This is a genomic window from Pseudomonas sp. FG-3G, assembly GCF_901007645.1.
Classification (GTDB): Bacteria; Pseudomonadota; Gammaproteobacteria; order Pseudomonadales; family Pseudomonadaceae; genus Aquipseudomonas; species Aquipseudomonas rhizophila.
The window spans coordinates 538,674-551,895 of sequence record NZ_CAAKGZ010000021.1; the positions used below are offsets into that span (position 1 = coordinate 538,674).

General features: G+C 60.9%; 8 protein-coding genes. 4 read left to right on the forward strand and 4 right to left on the reverse strand.

Going from position 1 to position 13,222, the window contains the following annotated elements; translation table 11 throughout:
• The 4 genes from PSEUDOMOFG3G_RS14740 to PSEUDOMOFG3G_RS14755 form a co-directional block, all read right to left on the reverse strand.
• Nucleotides 1-1,671 carry a BCCT family transporter gene (locus tag PSEUDOMOFG3G_RS14740; RefSeq protein WP_139050422.1) on the reverse strand — a complete coding sequence of 557 codons (1,671 nt, stop codon included), beginning with the start codon at nucleotides 1,669-1,671 and terminating at the stop codon, nucleotides 1-3.
• A 277-nt stretch (nucleotides 1,672-1,948) separates the two neighbouring features.
• Nucleotides 1,949-2,968: a TRAP transporter substrate-binding protein gene (locus PSEUDOMOFG3G_RS14745; protein WP_047229889.1), complete on the reverse strand. Its 1,020-nt coding sequence runs from the start codon at nucleotides 2,966-2,968 to the stop codon at nucleotides 1,949-1,951.
• Between the two features lie 56 nt (nucleotides 2,969-3,024).
• Nucleotides 3,025-4,305, reverse strand: coding sequence for a TRAP transporter large permease subunit (locus PSEUDOMOFG3G_RS14750; RefSeq protein ID WP_047229890.1), 1,281 nt, complete (start codon nucleotides 4,303-4,305; stop codon nucleotides 3,025-3,027).
• Entirely contained in the window at nucleotides 4,302-4,850 is a 549-nt protein-coding gene (locus PSEUDOMOFG3G_RS14755; protein ID WP_076385109.1) for a TRAP transporter small permease, read from the reverse strand. Before PSEUDOMOFG3G_RS14755 ends, PSEUDOMOFG3G_RS14750 begins: the two co-directional genes overlap by 4 nt.
• A gap of 1,012 nt (nucleotides 4,851-5,862) precedes the next feature.
• Between PSEUDOMOFG3G_RS14755 and wecB the strand changes: the two genes are divergently transcribed.
• The 4 genes from wecB to PSEUDOMOFG3G_RS14775 are packed head-to-tail and all read left to right on the forward strand — an operon-like array spanning nucleotide 5,863 to nucleotide 13,200.
• Nucleotides 5,863-7,020: a non-hydrolyzing UDP-N-acetylglucosamine 2-epimerase gene (gene wecB, locus PSEUDOMOFG3G_RS14760; RefSeq protein WP_047229892.1), complete on the forward strand. Its 1,158-nt coding sequence runs from the start codon at nucleotides 5,863-5,865 to the stop codon at nucleotides 7,018-7,020.
• Nucleotides 7,021-7,057: 37 nt separating this feature from the next.
• Entirely contained in the window at nucleotides 7,058-9,271 is a 2,214-nt protein-coding gene (locus PSEUDOMOFG3G_RS14765) for a hypothetical protein (RefSeq protein ID WP_076385111.1), read from the forward strand.
• Nucleotides 9,272-9,283: 12 nt separating this feature from the next.
• Nucleotides 9,284-11,398 (forward strand): glycosyl transferase family protein, encoded by a 2,115-nt coding sequence (locus PSEUDOMOFG3G_RS14770; RefSeq protein ID WP_139050423.1) that lies wholly within the window; start codon nucleotides 9,284-9,286, stop codon nucleotides 11,396-11,398.
• A complete protein-coding gene (locus PSEUDOMOFG3G_RS14775; protein ID WP_139050424.1) occupies nucleotides 11,395-13,200 on the forward strand; it encodes a bacteriophage N4 adsorption protein A in 1,806 nt (601 codons plus the stop codon). Before PSEUDOMOFG3G_RS14770 ends, PSEUDOMOFG3G_RS14775 begins: the two co-directional genes overlap by 4 nt.
• Nucleotides 13,201-13,222 lie beyond the last annotated feature (22 nt).

The window sequence follows — 13,222 nt, forward strand, 5'->3', positions numbered from 1 at the left end:
TCAGGTGCGCGGTTCCGACATCAATCCCTTGACCAGGGAAATACAGCCCAGCAGCAGGACAATGGCAAACGGTAAGCCGGTGGAAACCGCCATGGCTTGCAACGCGATCAAACCGCCGCCCAACAACAGCGCAATAGCGATCACACCTTCGATGATGGCCCAGAACACCCGCTGTGGAACGGGCGCATCGACCTTGCCGCCAGCGGTGATGGTGTCGATGACCAGCGAACCGGAATCCGAAGAGGTGATGAAAAACACGATCACCAGCACGATACCGAGCAGTGACGTGATCTCCTTGAGCGGAAGCCCTTCGAGCATGGCAAACAGCTTGAGCTCCAACACCGCATCCTTGACCCCACTCAGCCCCTGGAGGGTGGCCTGGTCGATGGCTGTCCCGCCAAAGGTGGTCATCCACAATACCGACACCAGCGAAGGCACCAACAGCACCGAGATCAGGAACTCGCGAACGGTACGGCCGCGACTGACGCGGGCAATGAACATCCCCACAAACGGCGACCAGCTGATCCACCAGGCCCAGTAGAACGCCGTCCAGCCTTGGGTGAATTCAGTGTCTGTGCGACCGAAGGGGTTGGACAACGCCGGCAGGTACTCGGCGTAGGTCACCAGGTTCTTGAAGAAGCCGGTAAGGATCGCCAGGGTTGGCCCCACCACGATAATGAACACAAGCAACAACAGGGCCAGGCCCATGTTGATTTCGGAGAGCAGCTTGACGCCCTTCTCCAACCCGGCGAGCACCGACCACAGGGCAATCAGGGTGATGCCGATGATCAGCACGACTTTGCTCACGCTGGTCGATTGAATGCCAAACAGGTGTTCAATCCCCGCAGCGGCCTGCTCGGCACCGATGCCCAGCGACGTCGCCAGCCCGAACAGCGTGGCGAATACCGCCAGGATGTCGATGATATGGCCCGGCCATCCCCAAACGCGCTCACCCAGCAGCGGGTAGAAGATCGAGCGTATCGACAGCGGCAAGCCTTTGTTGAAGGAGAACAGGGCCAGGGACAACGCGACGATGGCGTAGATGGCCCAAGGGTGCAGACCCCAGTGGAAAATGGTCGCGGCCATGGCCAGGTCGGCGGAGGCTTTCACATCGCCCGCCGCACCACCCAAAGGCGCCCAGTCGGTACGTGCCCCGCTGGCGTCGAGTGTGACACCCCCCATAGAGGCAGCGTAATGGGACATGGGTTCTGCCACACCGTAGAACATCAGGCCGATGCCCATCCCGGCGGCGAACAACATGGAGAACCAGCCCACATAGGTGTGGTCCGGCGTGGCATCCTGGCCGCCCAACCGAACCTTGCCCAAGGGCGAGACGATCAGCGCCAGACACAGCACTACGAAGATGTTGGCCACGCTCATGAAGAACCAGGCCAGATGCTTGGTCAACCAACTGCGCATGGCGCTGAAAAGCGGTTCGACTTCATTCTGCAGTGCAAGTGTCACGATGACGAACAGCAGAATGGTCGCCGCGGAGATGATGAAAACTTTGCCGTGGATATCCAGAGAGAAAGAGAACTGACCTCGGATATTGTCTTGCCCGATCACGTAGTCGGTGTCGATGAGATTGGCTTTGCCGCTGGGGGCTGGTATCCCCTCTGTGCCGGTTGACTGGGGTTGTCCTGATAGATCGTCTACAGGGTTTTTTCCCACGAGAACCTCCTTTTGTTATCCGCGCGCTTGGGCGCGCATGGTCTGATAAGCCCCGCTGTTCCTATGGTAAAAACGAGATGTGTGCGCATGTATCTTAACAAGCTTATGAGCCAGTCTGGGACATTGCAGCCGTTCAAGCGTTCCCCGGCTGGGAAAATGGCCCGTGCGCGAGCCCTCAGGGGACCGGCATCACGGCTGGGAAAAGCCTGAATCGCAAAGAAAAAAAAGGCGCCGGGATTGCCCCGGCGCCCTTTGATCAGCCTGTGTGTCGCTCAGCTCACTGCGCGGCGCGTACCTTGGCAATTTCGTCGTACATCATCTTCACCAGATTGGCATCCAGGGACTTGGCGAACTTGTCGATCACCGGTTGCACACGCTCGCGAAAGCGATCTTTCTCGGCCGGGGTGATCTCGTTCACGGTCATCGCACCGGCCAGTGTTGCTTTGGCCTTGTCCATGCTCGCAGCGGTGACTTCCCGCTGGTACTTCTGCGCCTCGGCGGCGGCCTGGCGGATCAGGTTTTTTTCATCCTCATTCAGACGGCTCCAGGTTTTCTGACTGATGATCAGCGACTGGGGATTGAAGATGTGGCCGGTCACCGACAGGTACTTCTGCACCTCGAAGAACTTGTTGCCCTCAATCACCGTGAAGGGGTTCTCCTGGCCGTCGATGGTGTGCTGCTCAAGGCCAGTGTAGACCTCGGGAAACGCCATCGGCACCGGGTTAGCGCCCAGGGCGGTAAAGGTTTCCAGGTAGATCGGTGACTGGATCACGCGAATCTTCAAGCCCTGCATGTCTTCAAGCTTGGCCACTGGATGCTTGCTGTTGGTCAGGTTGCGGAAACCCAGGTCCCAGTAGCCCAGGCCAACCAGCCCTTTGCTGTCCAATTGCGCCGCCAGCTTCTGGCCGACCGGCCCGTCGATCACCGCGTGGGCTTCTTCGGCGTTGTTGAACAGGAAGGGGAAATCGAGCATCGCGAAATCCGCTGCCTGGGCGGCCAGGATGCCGGAGTTGAGCACGGTGATGTCCAGCGTACCGCCCTGCAGGGCCGAGACCGTCTGCACGTCACCACCCAGGGTTCCGCCGGGGAACAGACGGACCTTGAGCTTGCCGCCGCTCTTCTCGCTCAGCAGGTCGGCGAACTTCTGTGCGCCTTGCCCTTGGGGGTGCTCCTTGACGTTCTGGAACGCAAATCGCAGGGTACGCTCGCGGATCTCGTCCGCGTGGCTGACCACGCTGCCCAGCAGCAGCCCCGTTGCACATGCCCCGGCCAACAAGGTTTTCATCAGTTGTCCCATGTCACTCTCCGATCATTATTGTTTTAGAAGTCGAGCTACTACCGCTTGCACCGGCGTCAACCGGTGAAGAATTTCAAAGGTCCCAGAACCAGTTGCGGAAACAGGACCAGAAGGAACAGCACCGCCAGTTGCGCGAGCAGGAACGGCCACACGCCACGAACGATCTCTTCGATATTGAGTTTCGAAACCCCGCTCACCACATTGAGCACGGTACCCACCGGTGGCGTAATCAGGCCGATGGCAGTGTTGATGAGAAACAGCACGCCGAAATAAACCGGATCGATACCCGCCTGGGTCACCGCTGGCATCAGCACCGGGGTGAGGATGAGGATGGTGGGCGTCATGTCCATGACCGTACCGACCATGATGATCAACAGCATGATCACCACCAGGAGCAAGGTCGGACTGTCCATGAACGGTTCGAGCACTGCCGCCAACTGGCCCGGCAAGTCGGCAATGGTCACCAGCCACGAGGACACCATGGCCGCCGCCACCAGGAGCATCACCACCGAGGTGGTCTTGGCCGAGGACAGGATCACTTCGTACAGCTGGCTGACTTTCATTTCCCGGTAGATGACCAAGGACACAAACAACGAATAGACCGCTGCCACCACCGCTGCTTCCGTCGGGGTGAAAATGCCGAACTTGAGACCCAGGATGATGATCAGCGGCAGGCCCATGGCCCAACTGCCCTCGACCAGGGCCCGCATCACTTCGGCCCGCGAGCGCTTGGGTGGTGTCTGCACATGCTCGCTGCGGGAGATGAACCACCAGGCGATGGCCAGGGCGACACCGAGCATCAGACCCGGCACGATCCCGGCCAAAAACAGCTTGGAAATCGATACCCCGGACGCCACGCCAAACACAATGAAGCCAATGCTCGGCGGAATGACCGGGGCAATGATGCCTCCGGCGGCAATCAAGCCGGCCGAACGCGCCCGGTTGTGTCCCGCCAGCACCATCATCGGCACCAGCAAGGCCGCCAGCGCCGCCGCGTCGGCCACCGCCGACCCCGAAAGCGATGCCAACAGGCAGGACGCGATGATCGCCACGTAACCCAGGCCGCCACGCTTGTGTCCAACCAGCGCCATGGCGATGTTGACGATGCGTTTGGACAGGCCGCCGGAGTTCATCACTTCGCCGGCCAGCATGAAGAACGGCACAGCCATCAACGGAAAACTGTCGGCACCGTTAAGCAGGTTCTGGGCGATGATTTGTGCGTCAAACAGATCCAGATAAAACATCAACGCCACACTGACCACCAGCAAGGCAAAGGCAATGGGAATGCCCAGCGCCATGCTGCCTATCAATGACCCGAGGAAAATAACCAGTGTCATGGGCGGGTACTCTTGATGGGGTTATGGGCGATCACTTCGGCGGCGTCGTTGTCCTTGACCATGACCATTTCGTCATCCCTGAGCTTGCCGAACAGCGCCAGGTAGAGCTCATAGACCAGGATGGCGGCGGCGCTGGCGCCGAACACCAGGCCGGCAGCGTAGAACACTGCCATCGACATACCCGAGGCTGGCGCGACCACATCCAGGTTGATGACCGCCTGCTGCCAGCTGCCGCTGAAGATCAGCCAGCAGATGTACAACATCATCAGGTGCCCGATGACCAGGCAGAGGCGCTTGCCGGCCGGAGGCAGGCGTTTGACCAGACTGTCGAGCCCCAGATGGGCACGGTCCTTGAGCGCCACCAAGGCGCCGAGAAAAATCATCCAGACGAAGAACCAGCGCGACAGTTCCTCCGAGACGCTGATGCCTGAGTTGAAGGCATAACGCAGCACCACATTGCCGAACACCAGCACGATCATTGCGACCATGCACAGCACAATCAGCAGTTTGAGCAGTTTGAAATACAGATCGACGACCTTTGTCATCTTGAAGACCTCCCGGACTTGTCGAGCACCGGCATCTCGCAACCGGCGCGATAGGACCGCAACGATGGGCGGGGAGCTATCGGGTCAGGACACAGCGACTGAGCGTTGTTCCGGGTCCGGAGCAACGAAGCGAGGGATAGGGGCTGAGCGCTTGCAGACGGGTACGCATGGGGGTTCCTCAATTTTTTATTATGGTCTTGGTCAAGCTGAGCAAGAGGTGTTGCGCCTAAAATGTACCAACCGGTTAGTTCGGTCAATCACCTTGGCGGGAGGCCCACACAAAGCGTGCGATTATCGGATAAGCGTGTGGGCCGGCTTATCCGGTCTTTTTCCTGTTCGACCCCGTGCCCGAGTGCGTTTTTTTATTTATCAACAGACAACTTTATTTATGAACTAGCGCCACACAAAACTGTTCAACTCCGCCGATCTGAAAATCCAATAATAAAATTGAACCTTATTTAACTTCCGCACTTCACCGGCAACCCGCCAACTCGATAATACTTCCAAGCTCGACAACAAACAGGCGTCATTTCAATGACAAACATCCAGGCACCTTTATATAAAGCGGCGCCAGAAATAAGACCTCGATGGACTTGGCGTGATCAAGACGCCTTTTCCAGCACTCAATAAATCACGAAAAAACCTTATGATTCAAAATCTTACACGATTTTTATTTGAGAATAAGAGCGCAACTTTCCAACCTCCCCTCAACCCTTCTTAATCAAAACAACAAAATACCTTTCAAATAAAACTTTGCGCCCGTGTTCTTTGGTGTTATTACTTCGCCGCTCCAAACTGCAATAGGCCATTACGCAACTTTCCGCGTGCGTAACGCGCCTGCCTGATATTGGATCCCACTTAATTCAACTTGCTTGTTTACTCAAACGCATGATCGCGCTTGGGCGAACGGCTGTGCAGCGCAGCAAACTGCGCGAGGAAGGGCGTCATCGCTACTCATCAGTCACGGATCAGGATTCTTTCGATCTTCGGTACCCGTCCGGAAGCCATCAAGATGGCACCTTTGGTCAAGGCCCTCGCCGCCGAACCGGGCATTGAGTCGCTGATCTGTGTCACCGGCCAGCATCAGAGCATGCTTGAGCAGGTGCTGGACCTGTTCGATCTCAAGGCGCATTTCACCCTCAACGTGATGACGCCGCACCAGACGCTCAACTCGCTGACGGCTGCGTTGTACGGCGCGATCGACCCGGTGCTGGAACAGACCCGGCCGGATCGGGTGCTGGTCCATGGCGACACCACCTCTGCCATGGTGGCTTCGATGGCCTCCTTTCATCGACGCATTCCCGTGGGCCATGTGGAAGCCGGGCTGCGCACCGGCGATATCTACAGCCCATGGCCGGAAGAAATGAACCGTCGTTGCATCGACCTCAGTGCCGACCTGCTGTTTGCCCCCACCGCACAATCTCGCGATAACCTGCTGGACGAACGTCTGCAGGGCCGCTGCCTGGTGACCGGCAATACCGTCATCGATGCGTTGCAGATGACCGCCCGGCGCATCGAGCAGGATGCACAACTGCGACAAACACTGGACCAACAGTTCCCGTTCCTGCAAACCGGACGCAAGCTGCTGCTGGTCACCGGCCACCGCCGGGAGAACTTTGGCGAAGGCTTCCTGGACATCTGCAAGGCCTTGCGTCACTTGGCCCAGCGTCCCGACATCCAGATCGTATACCCGGTGCATCTCAATCCCAGCGTACTGGGCCCGGTGACGGAACAACTGGGTGACCTGCTCAACGTTCACCTGATCAAGCCCCTGGATTACCTGGCGTTCGTGCGCCTGATGCAACACGCCCACGTCATCCTCACGGACTCCGGTGGTGTGCAGGAAGAAGCGCCGTCCCTGGGCAAACCGGTGCTGGTGATGCGCGACGTCACCGAACGCCCCGAAGCCGTAGCGGCGGGCACGGTGCGTCTGGTCGGCACCTCCCCGGCCTCGATCATTGCCGGCGTGGACGCACTGTTCGACGACAAGGCCTTGTGGCGCCGCGCGTCTCAGGCAGCCAACCCCTATGGTGATGGCAAGGCCAGCCAGCGCATCGTCGATACCCTGATGGGGCGCCCGATGGACGAATTTCTCGTGGGCCAGTCGCAATTGCCCCAAGGCTGGGCTCACCCACCGATGTACGCGCCACGCCAGTTGCTCGCCTCCTAATCGCTGCTCCCCCTTATCAGAATCGAGATTTACCTGAATGAAGCCTTCCGTTGCCATCTCTACGGGTGCGCTCAGCGCCCTTGCCTGTGGCCTGAGCCTGCTTGCGCTCATGCCAACCTTTGCCTTGGCTGCCGATAGCCCGCTTACCCAGGCAATCCATCGGCTCAACGCCGATACCCGCCAGGAGCGCGAAGTCCGCTTGAGCGACCTGGGCATCAGTGCGCCGATCCTGCTGGGCGCCAGCGATTCCCGACGGGAACTGTACCTACCCGTGCCGGCCGGGGTTGCCCTCAATGAGGCGACCCTGCAACTGGACGCCAGCTATCTCAATGGCGAAGGGGGCCGCAACACCCTGCTGCTGTCGCTCGATGGCTACCCAGTGCGCGCCGAAGGACTCAGCGAGCCGCAAGGCAGTGCCAGCGCCACACTGGGCGTCGACAAGGCTGCGCGCGACAACGGTCTGGTGCGGCTGGGCATTGCCTGGTCTTCGGTGGTCTCCCGGCCGTTGTGCGAAGACGACCGGGTCATCGGCAACGTGCTGCGCATCCAGCCCGACACACGCCTGAACTACAGCTACGACGCCAGCCAACTGCAGGATGTCGGTGCCGCCTGGACGGCATTGCCTGCTCAACCCGGGATCCTGGTTGCACCGGGTTCGTTGTCCGCCGACAGCTATGACGCGGCCTGGCGATTGGGCGTGGCCCTGGAGCGAATGGGCAAGCACAGCCGCATCCTGCCGTTCCCTGCCGTACAAGACAGTGTGGATTTGAGCGCTCTGCGCATCCCGGCCGAACTGTTGAGCCTCCCCGCCTTCGCCAGCCTCAACGCGAAGGGTCAGCACAGCCTGGCCAACCCGGCTGAGATCGGCGCGCTGCTGATGCTGGGGCAAACCCCGAATGTACAGGCCGATCTGGCCATCAACGACCCGCAATTGCTCCAGGCCATCAATCAGTCCCTGGATGCGTTGCAGAGTCAGGTCCAAAGCGTCGACCCAACGGCGGCCAGTGCATTGACCCAATGGCGCGCACAACACGTCAACGCAGCCACGGCAGGCGCCGGTCCGGACGATGTGCGCCTGGCGCTGCTGGGTACTCGCCCGGTCCTGATGATCGCCCCGCACGCCACCGGCAAAGCCCTGTCGCTGCTTGGTTCAGCGTGGAACAAACTGGCGCGCAGCCGTCAGTTGACCATCAGCCAAGCGCAAACGCCTTTGAGCAACGATGGCCGCGTGGCCCTGTCGCGACTGGGCGGCGCACCTGGCACCTATGACGTGGCCTCCCGATTCGACTGGAGCACTTCGTTCCCCTTGGGCAGCGTGGCGTATGACGGTCGCTTGCCGGTGACAGCCGTGGTGGACCTGTCCGCAGCACCGGGGGCTTCACACACCCCGCCCGTGGCCTCGCTGTTTTTTAACGATTTCCTGATCGGGGCCCAGCAGTTGACCACCGATGGTCAGTCACAACGCATCCAGGCCCATATCCCCAGCTATGCCCTGGGTTCAAAAAACGTATTGCGCGTCTCGTTCCAGCGCCAGCCTGTCAGCGATCGCTGCCTGGAAACACCCCAGGCCTTCCCGGTAGCGGTGCTGCCGAGCAGCCATATCGTGCTGGACAAAATTGCCTTGGGCGACGGTTTCTCCGGCATGGCCGCGCGCTTCGCCGTGGCGACCCAGATCCTCGTTCCCCAGGCATACCTCGACCGACCGGCCGCCAGTCTGGCCCGGGTGATCTCGGTGGCCGATGCCGCCGGTGTTTCACCGTTGCGCGCGCAGTTGAACGTCAGCTCCGATCCCAAAGCCGTGGTCAGCCCGGACAAAGCCTTCCTGGCGTTCGAGTTGCCGCTTGAGGACAGCAAGGAATCGGTCCTGGTCGATGAACAGGGACGTCTGCGCATCAACCATGAAGATCACTTGCTGCTGGATGTGCAGCCCCTCAACCAACTGGCTTCGCTACAAGTGGTGCAAGCCTCGGGACAGCATGGCCTGGTGTATCGGACCCTGGGCAGCCAAGCGCCCGACTTCGCCCAGCCGATTGTGCTGACCCGTGGCGATGTGGCGATTCTCGGCGACAGCGGCGCGGTGACGATCATCGACAGCAAGGACCCCAGCGGCAGTCGGTTGCTCGGCCGTGAAGAACCCAAAGGGCTGGATGCCTGGCGTAAACCCTCGCTGCTCTGGCTGATCCCTGGCGCCATTGTGTTGTTCCTTCTCCTGTTGCTGGCTGGCCGTAGCGCCCGTCGCAATCGCCAGTAACGGTACCCTTCGATGACGTCGCTTTATTGGCCCTATTGGCTGGCCCACTACTACAACTACCTGGAAGCGGCGACCATCGTCGTCGCGGTGGTGATCCTGATCTCCAGCCTGGACGACCTGATCATTGACCTGTGGTACTGGTCTCGCCGCCTGTACCGCAAGCTCACCGCGGACCGCAAATACCGGTCGCTGACCGTCGACCAACTGCTGGCCCGGGACGAACAGCCCCTGGCGATCATGGTGCCGGCCTGGCTGGAATACGACGTCATCGCACCGATGATCGAGAACATGGTCTCGACGCTCGATTACCAGAACTACGTGGTCTTCGTCGGCACCTATGTCAACGACCAGCGCACCATCGACGAAGTCGAGCGGATGCGTCGGCGCTACAAGCAACTGCACCGCGTGGAAGTGCCCCATGCCGGACCGACCTGCAAGGCCGACTGCCTGAACTGGGTGATCCAGGCGATCTTCCTGCACGAGAAAACCCATGGCATGACCTTCGCCGGGGTGGTGCTGCACGACAGCGAAGACGTGCTGCATCCATTGGAATTGCGGCTGTTCAACTACCTGCTGCCGCGCAAGGACATGATCCAGTTGCCGGTGGTGTCGCTGGAGCGCAACTGGTACGAATGGGTGGCCGGGGTCTACATGGACGAGTTCGCCGAATGGCACGGCAAGGACCTGGTGGTGCGTGAAAGCATGACCGACACCGTGCCCTCGGCCGGCGTCGGCACCTGTTTCTCCCATCGCGCGTTGCGGGTACTGGCCGGCGAAACCGAAAACCAGCCGTTCAACACCGACAGCCTCACCGAGGACTACGACGTCGGCGCGCGACTGGCCAAGGTCGGCATGAACGCCATCTTCGTGCGTTTCCCGGTGCAGTTTCGGGTGCTGCGCAAATCCTGGTTCCGCAAGCCCTACGAATCGACCCTGACAATGCCACTGTGCGTGCGCGAGTTCTTTCCGGACACCTTCCGCACGGCGTTCCGACAAAAAGCCCGCTGGACCCTGGGCATCGGCCTGCAAGGCTGGGAACAGATGGGCTGGAGCGGCTCGTTGGCCAACCGCTACCTGCTGTTTCGCGACCGCAAGGGTGTGGTGACGGCGTTCGTCAGCATCATCGCCTACGTGATTCTGGTGCAGCTGCTGGGCTTGATCATTCTGCGCAACAGCGGCTGGTGGGACGTCACCTTCCCGACGCCCTTTGAAACCAACGACCTGATCAAATACCTGCTGGTGGCCAATGGCATTGCCCTGCTCTGGCGGATCCTGCACCGTTGTTATTTCACCACCGTGCTGTACGGCTGGCAGCATGGCTTGCTGTCGATCCCGCGCATGCTGGTGGGTAACTTCGTCAACTTCATGGCCGCGTCCAGAGCCTGGCGGATGTTCCTGGTGGGCAAGGTGATGAATCGCAAACTGGTCTGGGACAAGACCATGCACGACTTCCCTTCCACCGACCTGGTGGCCATCGCGCCCCGCCGCCTGGGCAGCGTGTTGCTGTCCTGGCAGGCCATTACCGACACCCACCTGCAGAGTGCCCTGGACCAGCAACAATCACGCAACATGCCCCTGGGGCGCATTTTGCTCAACAACGGCTGGCTGGATGACGAAACCCTGGCCGAAGCCATCGCGTTCCAGAATGACCTGCCCCGGGTCTTCGACGTGGCGCAAAAAGCCGCCGCCTCCACCTCGTCATTGACCGGCGAGTTTGCCCTGCGCTGGCGGGTCATTCCCCTGGGCCGTAACGCTGACGGCTGCGAACAGATCGCTGTTGCCAACCCCCTGTCCGACGAAGGCCTGCAACAGATCGCCGCCGAACTGGGCAGCGAGCCGGTGCAACTGATTGCCAGGGAAAGTGAGATTCTCGCGCTGTTGCGCCAATTGCCGGAACGCAACGGCCACGCCGTACCGAATGCCAGTGCACCGCTACTGGGTGACTTGCTGATCGAAATGGGCCTGCTCGATCGCGATCAGTTCAGCCGCGCCATGTTGCAGTATCGACCGCAGCACCACGGTCGGATCGGCGATTACCTGGTCGACAGCGGTGTGCTGCCCCGGGCCACTATCGAACAGGTGGTGGCGCGTCAGCACAGCGTCTACCCCATGGAGCTTCCGGCATGAACCGCGCCCTTCTGACCCTCTTGGCCACGGGGCTGAGCCTGATACCGGCCGTGGCTGCTGCCGAAACCTTGCCATTGCCGTTGTCCGGCCCGGCCTACACCGCCGCCAACCAAGCCTACAGCGCCTACGAGCGCAAGGACTACGACCTGGCCATCGCCAAGGCGCGCGAGGCCCTGCGACTGCGCGCCGACGTGACGCGTCTGCACACCCTGATCGCCATGGCCGAACGTGACAAGAAACGGCGCGACCAGCCCCGGACCGCCGCTTCGTCCGCCGTGGCCGCGGCACCGGGCTTCATGGCCGCCACCCAAGGGTACAGGGCCTATGATCGCGAACGGTTCGGTCTGGCTGCGCAATCGGCTCGCGAGGCGATTGCCCAGGCTCCCCGTCGCCGGGAGTACCGGCTATTGCTGATCGACGCCTTGCAGCGCCAGCATCTTCTGGTCGAAGCCGACCAGGCTGTGGGCGAAGCGCTCAGGGTCTTCGCCAACGATGACGCGCTCCTGATGCGTCGAACGGCGATTCGTCGCCAACTGGCGGCGCCGCTGGCGGTCCAGGGCTACCGTGCCTTGCAGCAAGGCGATGCGGTGCTGGCCGTGGACAAGGCTCGCCAAGCCGTGGCTTGGGCTCCGGAAATCGCCGCCAACCAACAATTGCTCAACAGCGCGCTGCTGACGGCCGAGGATCGCGACGCACCGATTCTCGAGTGCCAGGAAAGTACCTTCGGCCTGACGTGCGCCACCCGGCCGGAGAATACCGAAGGACAGGCACCGGTCAGTGATTTGCAGCTGGCCTATGATTCAGTCCGGGCCGGTGACGACGAGGCGGCCCACGCCGCGTTCCGCAGGGCCGATGCCAGCACCCGGCTCGCCCCGGCAGCGGCTCAGGATGCAGCTTACAACGCCATGCGCGTTCATGAAGACGACGAAGCGGTGGCGTATTTCAAGCGCGTCATCGATGCCCAGGCAACCGCTGAGTCGCCCATGTCTGCACAACAGCTGTTCGATACCCGTCGTGCCGTGGGCGACATTTCACGCACCATGGGCTTGACCAGCACCACCAGCTATCGCGGCAACAGTTCCAGTGGCCTGAGCGCTGCTCCGGGCACCAGCAACAGCGGCAGCCAAAGCAATGATCAACTGCAGAACAGCACTGAGCTGTCCTGGCGGCCGCTCGGGTATCGCAATGCACGTTTCGTCGAACTCTACGGGCGCGTCACCGACACCCTGTGGAGCAAGAACAGCGACTCGGACACCGGTGCGGATGCCTTGCAAGGGGCGCTGGGGGTACGGATCAAACCCTTCAGCTCCATCAACATCATGGCCGCCTTTGAACGCACCTTTCCCCTGGGCTCCTCGAACGTCGAGGGCGACTGGCTCGCGCGCCTGGGCTACGGTTCGAGTATCGGCACCGACCTGCGGGTCGATGCGCCCAGTTGGTGGACTTCGCAGCTGTACGCCGAAGTCGGTCGATACATCAACGACGAACGCAATTATTTCAACAGCGAATGGCAAGTGGGACGCAGCTATGCCATCGGCGGTACCGGCTCGCGCTGGGTGACCTTCCCCCATGTCGTGGCGGCGGTCGACTACGATTCCAAGATGAACAGCGGCGCCGACGGTGACTTCTCGTCAGGCAACGCCGGCGGGATCGGCGTGGGCAACAACGTACGCTACTGGTTCCGCGAAGACGCCTACAACGCCCCGCGCTCCTATGTGGATTTTTCCCTGCAGTACAGGGCCAGGGTATTTGGCGAGGAACGCGCCAAAGGCGTGTTCGCTCGCTTGACCTACTCCTATTGAGGCCGTTGATGTGATGTGCAAT

Bases quoted from the DNA above. Each gene is read 5' to 3' on its own strand.
- PSEUDOMOFG3G_RS14745 (WP_047229889.1), bottom strand. From the start codon at position 2,968: ATGGGACAACTGATGAAAACCTTGTTGGCCGGGGCATGTGCAACGGGG.
- PSEUDOMOFG3G_RS14750 (WP_047229890.1), bottom strand. From the start codon at position 4,305: ATGACACTGGTTATTTTCCTCGGGTCATTGATAGGCAGCATGGCGCTG.
- PSEUDOMOFG3G_RS14755 (WP_076385109.1), bottom strand. From the start codon at position 4,850: ATGACAAAGGTCGTCGATCTGTATTTCAAACTGCTCAAACTGCTGATT.
- wecB (WP_047229892.1), top strand. From the start codon at position 5,863: ATGGCACCTTTGGTCAAGGCCCTCGCCGCCGAACCGGGCATTGAGTCG.
- PSEUDOMOFG3G_RS14765 (WP_076385111.1), top strand. From the start codon at position 7,058: ATGAAGCCTTCCGTTGCCATCTCTACGGGTGCGCTCAGCGCCCTTGCC.
- PSEUDOMOFG3G_RS14770 (WP_139050423.1), top strand. From the start codon at position 9,284: ATGACGTCGCTTTATTGGCCCTATTGGCTGGCCCACTACTACAACTAC.
- PSEUDOMOFG3G_RS14775 (WP_139050424.1), top strand. From the start codon at position 11,395: ATGAACCGCGCCCTTCTGACCCTCTTGGCCACGGGGCTGAGCCTGATA.